Annotated in this window: 9 protein-coding genes; 3 read left to right on the forward strand and 6 right to left on the reverse strand. The window is 64.6% G+C overall.

Annotation, left to right across the window (positions count from 1 at the left end):
* Position 1: 1 nt before the first annotated feature.
* The 6 genes from rpoB to LK434_RS05350 all read right to left on the reverse strand — a co-directional run bounded on the left by rpoB (position 2) and on the right by LK434_RS05350 (position 10,349).
* Positions 2–3,502 carry a DNA-directed RNA polymerase subunit beta gene (rpoB, locus tag LK434_RS05325; RefSeq protein WP_006720262.1) on the reverse strand — a complete coding sequence of 1,167 codons (3,501 nt, stop codon included), beginning with the start codon at positions 3,500–3,502 and terminating at the stop codon, positions 2–4.
* 359 nt (positions 3,503–3,861) lie between these two features.
* Complete coding sequence (locus LK434_RS05330) at positions 3,862–4,773, reverse strand: UTP--glucose-1-phosphate uridylyltransferase (RefSeq protein ID WP_006720260.1); 912 nt, start codon at positions 4,771–4,773, stop codon at positions 3,862–3,864.
* A 265-nt stretch (positions 4,774–5,038) separates the two neighbouring features.
* Entirely contained in the window at positions 5,039–5,593 is a 555-nt protein-coding gene (locus LK434_RS05335) for a DUF308 domain-containing protein (RefSeq protein ID WP_148334474.1), read from the reverse strand.
* 504 nt (positions 5,594–6,097) lie between these two features.
* The gene (locus tag LK434_RS05340) at positions 6,098–8,596 is read right to left on the reverse strand and encodes a hydratase (protein WP_227917655.1); all 2,499 of its coding nucleotides are present in this window, start codon (positions 8,594–8,596) and stop codon (positions 6,098–6,100) included.
* 194 nt (positions 8,597–8,790) lie between these two features.
* Positions 8,791–10,014, reverse strand: a complete 1,224-nt coding sequence (locus tag LK434_RS05345) for an MFS transporter (RefSeq protein ID WP_006720254.1) — start codon at positions 10,012–10,014, stop codon at positions 8,791–8,793.
* Between the two features lie 167 nt (positions 10,015–10,181).
* Positions 10,182–10,349: a hypothetical protein gene (locus LK434_RS05350; RefSeq protein ID WP_187371195.1), complete on the reverse strand. Its 168-nt coding sequence runs from the start codon at positions 10,347–10,349 to the stop codon at positions 10,182–10,184.
* Positions 10,350–10,614: 265 nt separating this feature from the next.
* On the opposite strand from LK434_RS05350, the gene LK434_RS05355 reads away from it, so the two are divergent.
* The 3 genes from LK434_RS05355 to LK434_RS05365 all read left to right on the forward strand — a co-directional run bounded on the left by LK434_RS05355 (position 10,615) and on the right by LK434_RS05365 (position 16,436).
* Positions 10,615–12,489 (forward strand): TerB N-terminal domain-containing protein, encoded by a 1,875-nt coding sequence (locus tag LK434_RS05355; protein WP_040360529.1) that lies wholly within the window; start codon positions 10,615–10,617, stop codon positions 12,487–12,489.
* Positions 12,482–13,819: an ATP-binding protein gene (locus tag LK434_RS05360; RefSeq protein WP_006720251.1), complete on the forward strand. Its 1,338-nt coding sequence runs from the start codon at positions 12,482–12,484 to the stop codon at positions 13,817–13,819. Before LK434_RS05355 ends, LK434_RS05360 begins: the two co-directional genes overlap by 8 nt.
* Before the next feature lie 133 nt (positions 13,820–13,952).
* The gene (locus tag LK434_RS05365) at positions 13,953–16,436 is read left to right on the forward strand and encodes a DEAD/DEAH box helicase (RefSeq protein ID WP_040360528.1); all 2,484 of its coding nucleotides are present in this window, start codon (positions 13,953–13,955) and stop codon (positions 16,434–16,436) included.
* Positions 16,437–16,503 lie beyond the last annotated feature (67 nt).

Raw genomic sequence — 16,503 nt, forward strand, 5'->3', positions numbered from 1 at the left:
ACTACTCCTTATCGGTGGTGGTGGCGGCGAGCTCATCGAGGATGGCGTCGGCCGCATCGGCGGAGGTGTCGGCCTCGTCGAGCGAGGGCAGGTCGTTCAGGTCGAGCTCGGCGTCGTCGGCGGCCACGGGAGCGGCGGGCGCTTCCGGCTCGGCGTCGCGGATGGGCTCGATGTCGAGCGCCAGGGAGCGGATCTCCTTGACGAGAACCTTGAAGGACTCGGGGATGCCGGCCATGGGGACGTTCTCGCCCTTGGTGATGGCCTCGTAGGTCTTGACGCGGCCGATGGTGTCGTCGGACTTGACCGTGAGGATCTCCTGGAGCACGTTGGAGGCGCCGTACGCGTAGAGCGCCCAGACCTCCATCTCGCCGAAGCGCTGGCCGCCGAACTGGGCCTTACCGCCCAGCGGCTGCTGGGTGACGAGGCTGTAGGGGCCCGTCGAGCGAGCGTGGATCTTGTCGTCGACCATGTGGCCGAGCTTCAGGATGTAGGACGTGCCCACGGTGATGGGCTCGCGGAACTGCTCGCCGGAACGGCCGTCGTACAGCACGGTCTTGCCGCGCTCGTCGAGCTGGGTCACGAACGAGGGGTTCATGTGCTCGCCAAAGCGCTCGGAGGCAAGGTTGAGCATGTTCTTGTTGGCGCGACGGATGACCTCGGCGATCTCGTCCTCGTGCGCGCCGTCGAAGACGGGCGTGGAGACGAAGAACGGACCGGGGACGTACTTGTCGGAGTCGGCGGACTCGGTGTCCCAACCGCAGGCGGCGGCCCAGCCGAGGTGGCACTCGAGCAGCTGGCCCACGTTCATACGGGACGGGACGCCCAGCGGGTTCAGGATGACGTCGACCGGGGTGCCGTCGGCCATGTAGGGCATATCCTCCACGGGCAGGACCTCGCAGATAACGCCCTTGTTGCCATGGCGGCCGGCGATCTTGTCGCCCTGCTGGATCTTACGGCGCTGCGCGACGTAGACGCGCACCTGCTCGTTGACGCCCGGGGCGAGGTCGTCGCCGTTCTCGCGGCTGAAGCGAACCACGTCGATGACGCGGCCCTCGGCGCCGTGGGGCATCTTGAGGGAGGTGTCGCGGACGTCGTGCGCCTTGGTGCCGAAGATGGCGCGCAGCAGGCGCTCCTCAGCGGTGAGCGCGCTCTCGCCCTTGGGAGAGACCTTGCCCACGAGGATGTCGCCGGCCTTGACCTCGGCGCCGATGCGGATGATGCCGTCCTCGTCGAGGTTGGCGAGCATGTCCTCGGACAGGTTCGGGATCTCGCGGGTGATCTCCTCGGGGCCCAGCTTGGTGTCGCGGGCGTCGAGCTCGTAGCGGGAGATGTTGATGGTGGTCAGCAGGTCCTCGGAGACGAGACGCTCGGAGACGATGATGCCGTCCTCGTAGTTGAAGCCCTCCCACGGCATGTAGGCCACGGTGAGGTTCTGGCCGAGCGCGAGCTCGCCGTGATCGGTCGAGGGGCCGTCGGCCAGCGGCTGGCCCACCACGACCTGGTCGCCCACGCGCACGAGCGGGCGGTGGTTGATGCAGGTGGACTGGTTGGAGCGCTGGTACTTGGGCAGCTTGTAGGTGTCCATACTCTCAGCGGTCTTGACCGTGATCTTGGCGGCGTCGGCGAAGATGACCTCGCCGGCGTGCTTGGCCAGGGTGACCTCGCCGGAGTCGATGGCGGCGCGGCTCTCCATGCCGGTGCCGATGTAGGGGGCGACCGGGTGGACCAGCGGCACGGCCTGACGCTGCATGTTCGCGCCCATGAGGGTACGCTTGGCGTCGTCATGCTCGAGGAACGGAATGAGCGTGGCGGCTACGGAGAGCATCTGGCGCGGGGAGACGTCCATGTAGTCGACGTCCTCGACCGGCACGTCGGCCGGGGCGCCGAAGGAGCCGTCGAAGTCGCGCGTGCGGGCGACGACCGTGTGCGGGCGCACCAGGTTGCCGTCGGCGTCGATGGTCACGAGCTCGCCCGTCTTGGGGTCGATCGGGGTGTTGGCCGGCGCGATGATGTGGTTCTCTTCCTCATCGGCGGTCATCCAGTCGATCTGGTCGGTGGCCACGCCGTTCTCGATCTTGCGGTACGGGGCCTCGATGAAGCCGTACTGGTTCACGCGGGCGTAGAGGGCCAGCGAGCCGATCAGGCCGATGTTGGGGCCTTCGGGCGTCTCGATGGGGCACATACGGGAGTAGTGCGAGTTGTGGACGTCGCGGACGGCCGTGGGCACGTTGGTGCGGCGGCTGGAGCCGGACTTGTGGCCCGCCAGGCCACCGGGGCCGAGGGCGGACAGACGGCGCTTGTGGGTGAGACCGGTCAGCGGGTTGGCCTGGTCCATGAACTGGGAGAGCTGGCTGGAGCCGAAGAACTCCTTGATGGAGGCCACGATCGGGCGGATGTTGATGAGGCTCTGCGGCGTGATCTCGTCGATGTCCTGGGAGCTCATGCGCTCGCGCACGACGCGCTCCATGCGGCTCATGCCGATGCGGAACTGGTTGGCCACCAGCTCGCCCACGGTGCGGATGCGGCGGTTGCCGAAGTGGTCGATGTCGTCGATCTTGAAGCCGGGCTCGCCCGCCGCCAGGGACAGCAGGTAGCGCAGGGTCGCGATGATGTCCTCGTCGGTGAGAACGGCGACCTCCTCCTCGGTGGTGAGACCGAGCTTCTTGTTGACCTTGTAGCGGCCCACGCGGGCGAGGTCGTAGCGCTGCGGGTTGAACAGCAGGCCCTCGAGCAGGCTACGGGAGGCGTCGACGGTCGGCGGCTCGCCGGGGCGCAGACGACGGTAGATCTCGATGAGGGCGTCCTCGCGGGTGAGGGCGGTGTCGCGCTCGATGGTGCGCTTGATCACGTCGGAGTCGCCGAGCAACTCGAAGATGTCGTCGTTGGTAACGGCGATGCCAAGAGCGCGCAGGAACATGGTGGCGGACTGCTTGCGCTTGCGGTCGATGGAGACCACGAGCTGGTCGCGCTTGTCGACCTCGAACTCCAGCCACGCGCCGCGGGCCGGGATGATCTGGGCCTTGTAGACCTGCTTGCCGCCGTCCATCTCGGAGCTGTAATACACGCCCGGGGAGCGGACCAGCTGCGAGACGACGATGCGCTCGGTGCCGTTGATGATGAAGGTGCCCTGGTCGGTCATCATGGGGAAGTCACCCATGAAGACGAGCTGCTCCTTGATCTCGCCCGTCTCCTTGTTGGTGAGACGGACCTCGGTGAGCAGCGGGGCCTGGTAGGTCATGTCCTTTTCGCGGCACTCGTCCACGGTGTGGGACGGGTCGCCGAACTGGTGGTGGCCAAAGGTCACCTCGAGCTGGTGGTTCTGGCTCTGGATGGGGCTGGACTCCCTAAAGGCGTCGCGCAGGCCCTCGTCCATGAAGCGCTCGAAGCTCTCCTTCTGCACGGAGATGAGGTTCGGCAGCTCCATCGTCTCCGGGATCTTCCCGAAGTTGACGCGTGTGCGCTCGGTGGCGGTCACGGTCTTGGTAGCGTTTGCTTTCGGCACCAGGTGTTTCCTCCTTCTTGGGAAAAGGCGGTTGGTCTGACGGCCGCTCGGTCCCTCGCTCGTGCGTGCGGGGCGGACGGACGTGCATCGCATTCCGTCTATGGGCGCGCGCAAGCGCGTCGCCCCTCCCCCAACGCATTCACGGGCTACAGGCATAGCTCCGCCAGGTAAGGCAACCTACTAGTTTAGCAGGTGCCCGCCGTTCGGCAAGAAAGGTCTTGACTCATGGGCCTTTTTGGATTAGCAAAGTTTTTCTAAAGAAAAACACCTGCTCAACACTAGTGTATCGAACAGGTGTTCATGTATTTTGGATGAAGCCGTCAAATGTGCGACATGCGGGGCCTACCGGCCCGCAAAGGCTACTCCTCGCGCGTAAGGCCGCCGCGCTCGTCAATCGCGGCCCAGAACTCGTCCGCAAAGCGCGGGTCGTTGGCGGCCATGAGGGCGTTCGTGGCGATCCAGCCGGAGGGGGTGCCGGTGTCGTAGCCCGAGAGCGGGTCGATCACGACGGCGTACATGGCCTCGCGGTCCAGGCTGCGCGCCATGGCGTCGGTGAGCTGGATCTCGCCGCCCTTGCCCGGCTGCTGGTTGGCGAGCAGATCCATGACCAACGGGGAGAGCAGGTAGCGACCGACGATGTAGAGGTTGGAGGGAGCGGCCTCGGGGCTCGGCTTCTCCACCAGGCCGCCGATGCGCCACACGGCGCCCGGCTCGGTCTCCCCCGCGCCCTCGCAGCCCTCGAGCGTGCCCACAAAGTCGCCGGCGATGACGCCGTAGCGGTCCACCTGGTCGGGCGCGCAAGGTGCGACGGCGATCACGGACGCGCCGCCGTGGGCGCGGGAGACCTCGAGCATCTTGTCGCAGATGTCCTTGGCGGGAACCACGTAATCGCCCAGCAGGACGAGGAAGGGCTCACCGGCGCAGGCGTCTGCCGCGGAGCGGATGGCATGGCCCAGGCCGCGGGGCTCGTACTGGTAGCGGAAGTCGACGGGCATGTTGCCGGCGTGAGCGATGGCGTCAGCGTATCCCGCCTTGCCGCGCTCGCGCAGCAGGGCCTCGAGCGAGCGATCGGGCTGGAAATAGCTCAGCAGCTCGGGTTTGCCGGGGCTCGTCACGATGATGGCGCCGTCGACCTCCTCCGGGTCGAGGGCCTCCTCCACCACGTACTGGATGACCGGCTTATCGAGAACCGGGAGCATCTCCTTGGGGGTGCACTTGGTAGCGGGCAAAAAGCGGGTACCGAGGCCGGCGGCGGGGATGATAGCCTTCATGTTCGAGTTCCTTTCCGAGCGGAATGGGCGCGCAGGCGCCTTTCATCCAGCTTGCAGGATATAGACACATTCGCCTATGGTACTCGCACGAACCGTTTTGTGCGACCCCCTCACCGATACCCGACAAAATCGCGCACAGGACTGCAATGGCACACAGACTCACACGTGCATATGGGCTCGCACGTGCAACCGTATGCACGCGTCAGACGGGTCCACGCCGGCAAACAAGCTCGCACGGGCAACCAGTCCTCATGCGCAACCGAACTCACACGTCCACCTCGATGCCCGCGGGGGCCGTGTGCACATGAAAGGGAAAGACCACGAGCTCGAGGCCGAGCAGCAGCACATGATGGCCGACGCTCGCCAAGGGGGAGATCAGCAGCATGGCTCCTAGCACGAGCTCGAACGCGCCGGTGAGCAACGGGGCAACCCAACCCGCGCCGGACGTGTGGGCGGCAAGCGACTCGTCGATCTCGCGTGCGGCCTTCTCAAGGCCGAGCAGGCCCCACATGATGGCGATCACGTTGAGCGATTCGCGGGTGTTGAGCAGCGTAACGACGCCGAGCACGATCATGACCACATCCGTGCCGACGGTGATTTTCCCCGGGGTGCTGTCGCGGTCGAGAAGATCGGTCACGATGTCTGCAGCGCCCACGAACAACATGACCGCACCCAAGATATGGGGCAGATGCTCGGCGACCTGCCCCGAGAACAACAGACAGGCGACGCCCAGAATGGGAAGCAGCAGCGTTGCGATAAAGGCGATCCTGCCGGGAGCTTTTTGATTGGCGAAGCTTCGATCCATTTGGACACGCGACATAATGCGAATCTCCCCGTTCCTGCAGCGGTGCGCCGCATATCGGGCGCCAACGAATCAACTCCCAGAGCTTTACCCGGTGGAGCCCGCCACAACGCCGAAAAAGGCGCCACCATGGAATCTGCAGGGACGATTGGGAAGGCAGAAAACGCAAATGCGCGGATAAAATCCCGACCGGCAGAGTATATGGCCAAAACCGAATACAGAATGCACAGGTAGACGCGTCATCACTTTTCGCCGTACTCGCCATTGCCATAATTATCCGCGCATTTGCGTATTCAATCCCCCCCACAGCGGGGCCCCGGGCGGAAGGGCGGGGCCCCGGGCGGAAGGGTGGGGCCTCGGGCGGAAGGGTGGGGCCTCGGGCGGAAGGGTGGGGCCTCGGGCGGAAGGGCCTCGTCCGACAAGCGAGCGAGGCCCTTCACGCAGGTGCAGTTGTTCCGACGGCAGCCACATTCAGCCGCAACTGAAACGGCACGCTACCGCGCGGGAAAAACGCCGGTCATCCTACTTCGCACGGGCGCGGTTGTAATTGATGAGGCAGCCGGCTTTGACGATCGCGCGCTCCTCGGGGGTCATATCCGCGACAAAGAGCGAGATGTGCTCTACCCGGAGCGCGGAATCGCCCTCGGGACAGGATGCCGAGGCGTGCACCACCCAGGCAGGGATGTCGCCCATGTCCCCATCGAGCGCAGTGCGAATTCCGGGCACGAACACGTAGTCCCCCACCTCGAACGACGGCTCGCCCTCCAGCTGGAAGGGCACCATGCCCCAGTTCATCACGTTGGAGCGATAGCGCTTGGTGGCGTACTCGCACGTGATGTTGGCAAGGCCGCCGAGCACGCGCTGGCAGCTCGCCGCCTGCTCACGTGCCGAACCGTCACCGGGCTTCACTGCATAGATCGTCGAGCCGATCTCGACCGCGGCGGGATCGGCACCCGCAAGCGCGCCAGCCGCCACGAGGGCGTCGAACACCGGCGCAACCTCGGCGGGAACGGACGGAGCGACAGTAACCGCTCCGCCATCCACCGCAGGCGCGCCTTGGCCGGCACCGGCCGACGCGCAATCGACCCCAACGGGAGCGCCCTCTCCGGTCCCGGCATCAATGCCTTCGCACGCGACCGCAGCGTCCTTGCACACGCCCGCAGCGGCCGCGACGGCTCCGTCCGCGCCCGCCAAGCGCTCGCGCTCGAGCTCGGCAACCGCCTTGGCGCGGCCCACGTACTCGGGGTCGCGGCGGCTCAGCGTGAACTCAGCCAAACCCAGCGGGTTGGAGCGGTACGAGCTCGTCTCGCCGGAGGGAATCAGCTCGTCGGTGGTGGTGACGTCATCCATGATCTTGGACGCCACGCGCAAAAGGATGTTCTCGGCGAGCGGCTCCGTCTCGGGCCAGTCCTTGATGTTGGGGCCGTACACCAGCTCGCCCTCAGCATCGCCGCGGCCGAACCCCTGATACACACGGTGCTCGTAGGCGCTGGCATCGAAGTGGTACGCCACGTGCTCGTCCCAGGTTTCGGCAGGCAGGTCGGTCGCCGCGGTCAGCACGCCGCCCGCCGCGGCGGTCGCGGCGATGGAGCGCGCATCCATGAGCGCGACGCCCGTGAGCTGGCCCGCGCCCGGCTTGGAGCCCTCGCGGTTGGGGAAGTTGCGCGTGGTGTGGCGGATGGACAGGCCGTTGTTCGCCGGCGTGTCGCCCGCGCCAAAGCACGGGCCGCAAAAAGCCGTGCGCACGATGGCGCCGGCCTGCATGAGCTCGAGCGCCGCGCCGTTGCTCGCCAGTTCAAGGAACACCGGCTGGGAGCTCGGGTACACCGACAGCGCAAACTCGCCGTTGCCGCACGTCTTGCCGCGCAGGGCGCGCGCCGCCTGCATCACGTTGGTGAAGTTGCCGCCGGAGCAACCGGCGATGACGCCCTGCTGGACTTGCAGGCGTCCGTCGGGGCGAATCTTGTCAAGAAGCGACAAGGAGGCGCGCCCGCCGCCGACCTCGGCCGCGCGCCGCTCGACCTCGCTCAGGATGTCGACCATGTTCGCGTTGAGCTCGTCGATGGTAAAGGCGTTCGAGGGGTGGAACGGCAGGGCGATCATGGGGCGCACCGCCGCAAGGTCGACCTCGACGCAGCCGTCATAGTACGCAACCGACGCCGGGTTGAGCTCGCGGTAATCGTCCGCGCGGCCATGCTCGGCCAGGAACGCGCGCGTGTCCTCGTCCGTGCGCCAGATCGAGGTGAGGCAGGTGGTCTCGGTGGTCATCACGTCCACGCCGTTGCGGTAGTCGGTCGGCATGCTCGACACGCCGGGGCCCACGAACTCCATCACGGCATTCTTCACGTATCCGCAGTCGAAGACCGCGCGGATGATGGCCAGCGCGATATCCTGCGGGCCCACGCCCGGAACCGGCGCGCCCTTGAGGTAGACGGCGACCACGCGCGGATAGGCGACGTCGTAGGTGTCGCGCAGCAGCTGCTTGACCAGCTCTCCGCCGCCCTCGCCGATGGCCATGGTGCCCAGGGCGCCGTAACGGGTATGCGAATCGGTACCGAGAATCATCTTGCCGCAACCGGCCTGCATCTCGCGCATGTACTGATGGATGACGGCGATATGCGGCGGGACGAAGATGCCGCCGTACTTCTTGGCGGCGGACAGGCCGAAGACGTGGTCGTCCTCGTTGATGGTGCCGCCCACCGCGCACAGCGTGTTGTGGCAGTTGGTGAGCACGTAGGGCACGGGAAACTCCGTCATGCCGGACGCCTTGGCGGTTTGGATCACGCCCACGTACGTGATGTCGTGGCTCGCGAGTGCGTCGAAGCGCAACTTGAGGCGATCCACGCTGCCGCTCGTGTTGTGCGCGGCGAGGATGCCGTGGGCGATGGTGCCCTCGCGAGCCGCCTCGGGCGTGGGCAGCGCGCAGTCGCCCGCGAGCTCGGCTGCCTGCTTTTCGGGGACGATCGTGGTGCCATCAAGTAGGTAAACGCCGCCGTCATAGAGCTGTACGGGTTCTGCCATGAGGTCGCTCTCCATCCTAGTCGCGCGCACCGGGCCGCGTGGCCCAGCGTGCTCCGGGGTTATGCCCTTACGCTTTAGCTTGCGACAGTATACCCGAGCGCCGAGACAGTTCCGGCACCGCCGTGCTTCTTCGACAAGTTGCAATAAACAGCCGAAGCGGCCGATACGACCATTCTTGGCAGCGGGCGCAGCCCCTACGCCACGGCCCGCGCCCTCATCAGGCGGAACAGCACCGCAACGGTCACCACCCAGCACACGGCGACAACAACGGCGCCCACAAGGCCGATCGCCTCAATCGACACGGACGTGACGACCACGCCGCCCAACGCGGAGCCGGCTCCGATGCCAAAGTTGAACAGCCCTGAGAAGATCGACATCGCGACGGACGACTCGTCTTCCTCGACGCCCTTGATGATCTCGGCCTGAAACGCCACGTTGAATGCCGTTCCGCAACAGCCCCACAGCATAAACACGGCGAGCACGGCCGGAACGCTCCCCGCGACGACGCGCAGCAACGCAAGTGCAGCCACCACGCCGGCAATCGAAAGCGCCAAGAACAGCCGGCTCCTACCGTCATACAAGCGAGAAAAGAGCATGCTCCCCAGGATCCCGGCAAAGCCGAACACCGTCAGCGAAACGGTGATCATGCCCGCATCGAACGAGGCGACCTGCTGCAAAAACGGCTCGATGTAGCTGTAGCAGGTGTAATAGCCCGTGGCGAACAACATGGTCGCCCCATACATAACCACCAGTGGTCGGTTCTTGAAGAGGTACGGCAGTCGCGCCAACGTAAAGGGCTTTCCGGCGGGAATTGTCGGCAGCACCGCCGCCAGATACGCGATGATGGCGATGGCGATAACGCTCACCACGCCGAACGTCATGCGCCAGCCCAGGGCGAGGCCAATCGCGCGTCCAAGCGGCAGGCCGAATATCTGCGCGATCGAAGAGCCCGTGGCGATCATGCCGATGGCGAGCGACCCGTGCCGAACGTCGACAAGGCGCGTCGCCATGACGGCGGCAATCGACCAAAAAATGGCGTGGGCGCTTGCCACAACGATGCGTGCGAGGATGAGCAGGAAAAATGTCTGGGCAACAGCGGAAAAAACCTGACCAGCCGCGAACACCATGAGCACGCCCAGCAACAACCGCTTGAACTCGACCCGCGAGGCGGCAATCATCAGCGGCAAGGACAACAGCATGACGGCCCAAGCGTATGCCGTGATCATGAGTCCGCACGTCGCCTCGGTAATGGAAAAGCCCGCCGAAATATCGGTGAGCAAGCCGATGGGCATGAACTCCGAGGTATTGAGGATGAAGGCCGAAAACGTGAGACCCGCAAGCGCCATCCATTGCCGCGCCGAGAGAGCATTGCCCCCGTGCCCTTCTTCCCCTTTGAACTGCTCGCTCGCCCCCGACATTGTCACTCCCCTGCCTTTCGCACGACAATCCCCACGTCGCACGCGGCGTGGGGACCTTTTGATCGGGTGAGATTATATCGACCGGGCATCAGCCGTCAGCGCCAGATCAGCGGTGAAAACGATGTGTAACAAGGGACGACAAATGTTCAGGCGGACCGCACGCCCACTCAGCGCCCGGCGACGCGCCAGAGCACGCAAATCGTCCCAATAAAGAGGGCGCCCATGGCGACCAGGCATCCCAGCATGCCAGCCGCCCTCGACACGGCCCCGCGGACGCCGCCGGGCGCGTCGCTCTCGCTCGTCGCGTATCGGTCGATCTGATACGGATTCTTCATGTCCAAACGCCTCCCTCTGCGCGGGCAGACCGTCAAGGCGCCCGCTCGCCTGTTCTTGAGGACATCTTCACCTACCTGCATGTTCGTTTCCATCGATTTGACTTACAGGCCCCTTGCGCTTTTGTAAGAAAGCTTGCGAAAGGGTGAAGGGCCCCTAAGGGAGCGATTCTCTCCATGCAAATACGAACATCTGTTTGCTTATATGCTAGACTGGAGAACTACGCAAACGCGCACGAACACGAGAAGGGAGGCCGCCGTGAGGCCCATGAACGGAGCGAAGCCAAACGCGCGCGAGGTCATTGCGCGCATCCTGGCAGACGAGCGCCTGAGCACCAGCTCACATTTCTCTGAGCGCGTCTACGGCGACGAGCCCATTCTCACAACCGGCAGGCAGGTGGCCTCCTATCTGCCCGATGAGTACCGCCGCATGCGCGCCGTCTCCCGCTGGCAGGAGGGAGAGGGCGGAGCGGGCGGGCGTTGGCTTTCCGAAGCCGAGCTGTTCTACCGCCAGGGAATCCTGATGGCGGACTTTGAGGACGACTGCCCCTACCATGGCACCTTCAAGTCCTACTTCCCCACGTACAACGCCATGAGCGATCGGCAGCTGCGCGGGTACTTCACTTGGCGGGCGGCCGTGCGGCGCGGCATTGTTGAGGAGACCTCGCTCTCCTTCGCCTACGTCTACCTCTACGAGCTCATCAACGGCATCGGCGTCGCCGATCCGCACGAGGGCTTCCGGGCCCTTGAGTCGTTTTGGCGCTCGTACCGCGAGATCGCGCCCGAGATCGATCGCTTTGCCAGCGTGTGGTTGCAAGATTACGTTGTCTACCATGGGCTTCCCGCCGAGCTGCTCGAACCCTACAAGGCGCTCTCGTTCGACCGTTCCCTCATGACCCTGCGCGCCGCCGATGAGCACGCCCGCGCCATCGCCGCTCAGGCACCCAAACGCAAGCGTGGCATCTCCGCCCTCCCCTTGCCCGCACGGGCATCCGAGGAACAAGAGCTTTTCTGCGCCCTCGATGCGCTCTCGACCTACCATCTCGCGGGCAGTCGCCTGAACAAGCAACAGCCCGACGCGCTGCGCCACGTGGCGTGCGCCGTCTTTGTCCGCATGAGCTCCTACTATCAAAGGCAGCGTTCGAGCAGCTTGATCGAGAGCTGGTTTGGAGAGGAGGTCTCGCTGTCGTACACGATGTTCGGGTCGGCCATGTTTTTCGAGCCCGAGCCGCATGCCAATGCCGTCTACGAGCTCGACCCCATCCACCGGTATCGCTGCGATCAGGGGCGCTGGACCTGCGAGCGCTTCCATGGCAGCCGGTCGAAGAGCCCCAAGCTCGGGTCCCTCATGCGCAGCGTCGACCGGTGCCTACGCGAGGCGCTCGGGTTTGAGCATCCGCTCAAAGTGACGGGAAAGACCCCTAAATACGTTCAGAAGTTCATCGATGAGGAGATCTCCGCCTGGATGAGTTGGCAAGCGGCACACGCTCCCCGCCATATCGAGATCGACGTGGGGCAGCTGGCGGGCATTCGCGCCACCGCCGCCGTCACCTGCGACGCGCTGCTCATCGACGAGGAGCGTACCGGCGAGGGCTCGTTGTTGGAGGCGGCATGCGCACGTGATGCCGTTGAGGAGAGCGCGGCGCATGACCCCGCTGAAGAAAACGGGCCGCGTTGCTCCGAGCAGGGGTGCGAAGTCTCAAGCGCAACTTTCTCGGAAACATCAATCGACAGCACTCAGGCCAAGAGTCTGACGGACTCCCATACCCTCAGGCCCAACATCGCAGCGAGTTCCCATACCTCTCCGGATACGCACTGCGGCCAAAACCCTTTGCCCGCCACACCTTTTGCCGTCCTCGACGCGACCTCGAATGCACCCCTCAAGCCCGCCGGCTCATCCGCATCCGCGTCCCCGCTTGCCGCGCATGAGCTCGCGTACCTCTCCGCCCTGCTCTCCGGCGACCAGCAGGCGATCCAAGACGCGCGCACCGCCGCAGGCGTCTCCGAAGACCTGCTCATGGACGCCATCAACGAGGCGCTCTTCGATATGGTGGGAGACACCGTGCTCGAGTTCGGCGCAGACGGCCCCGCCCTCATTGACGACTACCGTGACGACGTGGAAGGAATGCTCAGCCATGCGTAACGCACCCTCACCATCCCTCGATCCGCAGGCCGCCCCGCGCGTCCCCAAGCGCGTGGCCGCCGTGGTCCTCAACTCCCTCAAGGGCGGCGTCGTCCCGCGCATCGGCCTGCCCTACATCACCGTGGGTCGCGAGATTGAGATTCAAGCCCTCCTTGCCGACCTGGGGCTCATCGCCGAGGGCGGCGCGAGCTTCCGCTTTCTCGTGGGTCGCTATGGCGCAGGCAAGAGCTTCTTGCTGCAAACCATCCGAACGCACGCCATGGGCGAGGGCTTTGTGGTCGCCGACGCCGACCTCTCCCCCGAGCGCCGCCTGCAGGGCGGGCAAGGCCAGGGACTCGCAACGTATCGCGAACTCATTCGCAACCTCTCGACGAAAACGCGTCCCGAGGGCGGCGCGCTCAATCTGATTCTCGACCGGTGGGTCGCCAACATCGAAGCGGAAGGCGATTCCGGCGGAACCCCATTGCGCGCTCAGCTTTCCGCACTTGAGGAGATGGTCCACGGCTTCGAGTTCGTCCGCGTGCTCAACGCCTACCGCACCGCATCGCGCGAGGGCGACGAAGAGGCGAAGTCGAGCACCGTCAAATGGCTGCGCGGCGAGTATCGCACCAAAACCGAGGCACGCGCCGAGCTGGGCATCACCACCATCATCACCGATGACACGTGGTACGACTACGTCAAGCTCCTCGCGCGCTTCCTCACTGGTGCGGGGTACAAGGGCCTGCTCGTGCTCATCGACGAGCTCGTGAACCTCTACAAGATTCCCAACGCCATCACGCGCCAGTACAACTACGAAAAGATCCTGCAGATGTACAACGACACGCTGCAGGGCAAGGCGCATCACCTGGGCATCATCATGGGAGGCACGCCCACCAGCATCGAGGACCGCAGGCGCGGCGTGTTCTCCTACGAGGCGCTGCGCAGCCGCCTTACCCAGGGGCGCTTCGCACACGAGGGGATGCGCGACATGCTCGCACCCATCATCAGGCTCCAGCCGCTCACGTATGAGGAGCTGCTCGTCCTCATCGAGAAACTCGCGCAGATCCACGCGGGCTACTTTGGCTACGCGTGCGCCCTGAACGAGAACGACCTTGTCGAGTTCCTCAAAATCGAGTTCGGCCGTGTGGGCGCCGACACGCACCTCACCCCACGCGAGGTCATCCGCGACTTCATCGAACTGCTGGATATTATGTGCCAGAATCCCGGCACAACGCTGGCGAGCCTGCTGCAGGGCGAGGTCATGGCGAACGGGCTTCCGAGCGCAATACCCCCGAATGCCGCTCCGGGCGGACGGGAAGACAACGCGCCATTCGCGGAGTTCACGATTTAGCGAGCGGCTATCGAGCGAGGATCGCGGCGCCTCAAAAAAAGACCGCCGCTTTGAGCCATTCTTTAATACGAACATCTGTTCTGTTTTGTGATATACTGTCGGCATGGATCCCAAGACCTGGAAGGAGGTGCATATGAACGTTTTCGATCGATATGCCCCCTTTGTGCAGGACTTCATCTACGAGCACGAATGGGAGTCGCTGCGCTCCATCCAGGTCGCCGCCGCCGACGCCATCTTCAATACGGACGAGAACGTCCTGCTCACCGCCTCGACTGCATCGGGCAAGACGGAGGCGGCGTTCTTTCCCATCCTCACCGAGTTTTGGGAGAACCCGCCCGCGTCGGTGGGGGCCCTCTACATCGGCCCCCTCAAGGCCCTCATCAACGATCAGTTCTACCGCTTGAACGACCTGTGCGACGAGGCCGATATCCCCGTCTGGCATTGGCACGGCGATGTCTCCGCGTCGCATAAGGCCAAACTACTCAAAAAGCCGAGCGGCATCCTGCAGATCACGCCCGAATCGCTCGAAGCGCTGCTTTTGCACAAGCACCTGGCGGTGCCGCGCATGTTCTGCGACCTTCGCTACATTGTGATAGACGAGGTCCACTCGCTCCTCCGCGGCGACCGAGGAGGGCAAGCCCTGTGCCTTATCGAGCGACTCTCCCGCATGGCGGGTGTCAACCCGCGCCGTATTGGACTCTCCGCGACCATCGGCGACCCCGAGCGCACCGGAGCGTTCCTCTCCGCAGGCACGGGACGCAGCTGCATCATCCCGCGCTTTGAGGAGCCGCGACGCACATGGTGCCTGTCGATAGAGCACTTCTACATCGGCGGTCCTCAGGCACAAGAGCGGGCGCGTTCGAATAACGGAGTTGCCGAAGCGGACATCGTGAGCTGTTCGCCCGTTCAAAACGATTCGACGAGTCTAGAGGATCTGCTATCCCGGGCGTACGCGAAAGACGGCGAGGCCGAGCTCGGGCCGCCACATCAGGGAACGACCGCCGTGCATGAACCCCAAACCGAGGTGTACGTTGATACCCCGGCGTCGACCGAGCTCCTCGCCCCAACCGACACCGCACCGCAAGACGCCGACCCGGGGCTTGGATACATCTTCGAACACACCCGCGGACGCAAGTGCCTCGTTTTCGTCAATTCGCGCGAGGAGGCAGAGGCCGTGTGTGCCAGCTTGCGCTCCTACTGCGAAGCCAACCACGAACCCGACCGTTTCCTCATCCATCATGGCAACTTGTCGGCGGCCTACCGCGAGACTGCCGAGGAGCTCATGCGCGACGAGGAGCAGGCCCAAACCACCGTCACCACTGCGACGCTGGAGCTCGGCATCGACATCGGCAGGCTTGAGCGGGCATTTCAAATCGACGCCCCCTTTACCGTTTCGAGTTTCTTGCAGCGCATGGGCCGTACCGGACGGCGCGACCTCCCGCCCGAAATGCACTTCGTCATGCGTGAGGAGCAGCCCGAGCCGCGCGCCATGCTGCCCGAGACCGTTCCGTGGAAATTGCTGCAAGGTATTGCGCTCGTGCAACTGTATCGCGAGGAGCACTGGGTGGAGCCGCCCGCGCTCGACCGTCTTCCCTACAGCTTGCTCTACCACCAGGTGATGGGCATCCTCGCAAGTTGCGGTGAGCTCACGCCCGCGGAACTCGCCCAGCGCGTGCTCACCCTGTCGTATTTCCACCGCGTGAGCGCCGATGACCTGCGTTGTCTGTTGCGCCATCTTATCGAGATCGACCACATCGAGGTCACGGAGTCAGGCGGCCTCATCGTGGGACTCGCCGGCGAACGAGTCACGAACTCATTCAAGTTCTACGCCGTGTTCCAAGAAAACGAGGAGTTCACCGTCCGCTGCGAAAGCGCCGAGCTCGGCACGATCGTGAACCCTCCCCCCGCGGGAGAGCGCATAGCGATCGCCGGCCACTGCTGGCTGGTCGAGGAAGTCGACTGGAGACGTCATCTGGTGTATTGCACCCAGATCAAGGGACGTGTGCCGGCGTACTTTGGCGACTGCGCAGGCGATATCAACACCCATATCTTGGAACGCATGAAGCGCGTGCTCGAGGAGCACGAGGCGTATCCCTATCTCATGGGCAACGCCCGCGCACGGCTCGCGCAGGCTCGGCATGTCGCGCAAAACGCCGGCATTGTCGGGTCGCCCGAAGCGGCAGCGAACAGGAGAGCACGCACCTTCTCCAGCGGAGAGAGCCCGCTCATCAACCTGGGCGGCGACACATGGGCGCTCTTCCCCTGGCTCGGCAGCTACGCCTTCCTCGCACTGGAGCGCCTGCTCAAGATCAAATGCGCGGCGGAGCTGGGACTCAAGGGGCTCGATCCCTCCCGTCCCTACTTCATGCAATTCCGCATGAAAGCCGACCCCCAGACCTTCTTTGAGGTGGTCGCAGCGGAGGCGGAAGACCAGTTCGACCCCATTGACCTTGTCTACCCGGGCGAAGTACCGTACTTCGACAAATACGATGAATTCCTTCCGCAAGAGCTCGTGCGTAAGGGCTTTGCGGAAGGGGTTCTGGACATAGAAGGCATGCGCGAACGTGTGGTGGGCTGGCGCGATGAGCTGCACCGCACCGTCGGCACGATTGCGTAGGATCCGCCATGCAGCCCTGGGAGACCTTAGGTGACTCCGGTCATACGGGGCCGGTCAATCGTAACGC

Source organism: Collinsella stercoris DSM 13279, assembly GCF_020735465.1.
GTDB lineage: Bacteria > Actinomycetota > Coriobacteriia > Coriobacteriales > Coriobacteriaceae > Collinsella > Collinsella stercoris.

Bases quoted from the DNA above. Each gene is read 5' to 3' on its own strand.
- LK434_RS05330 (WP_006720260.1), bottom strand. From the start codon at position 4,773: ATGAAGGCTATCATCCCCGCCGCCGGCCTCGGTACCCGCTTTTTGCCC.
- LK434_RS05335 (WP_148334474.1), bottom strand. From the start codon at position 5,593: ATGTCGCGTGTCCAAATGGATCGAAGCTTCGCCAATCAAAAAGCTCCC.
- LK434_RS05340 (WP_227917655.1), bottom strand. From the start codon at position 8,596: ATGGCAGAACCCGTACAGCTCTATGACGGCGGCGTTTACCTACTTGAT.
- LK434_RS05345 (WP_006720254.1), bottom strand. From the start codon at position 10,014: ATGTCGGGGGCGAGCGAGCAGTTCAAAGGGGAAGAAGGGCACGGGGGC.
- LK434_RS05350 (WP_187371195.1), bottom strand. From the start codon at position 10,349: ATGAAGAATCCGTATCAGATCGACCGATACGCGACGAGCGAGAGCGAC.
- LK434_RS05355 (WP_040360529.1), top strand. From the start codon at position 10,615: ATGAACGGAGCGAAGCCAAACGCGCGCGAGGTCATTGCGCGCATCCTG.
- LK434_RS05360 (WP_006720251.1), top strand. From the start codon at position 12,482: ATGCGTAACGCACCCTCACCATCCCTCGATCCGCAGGCCGCCCCGCGC.
- LK434_RS05365 (WP_040360528.1), top strand. From the start codon at position 13,953: ATGAACGTTTTCGATCGATATGCCCCCTTTGTGCAGGACTTCATCTAC.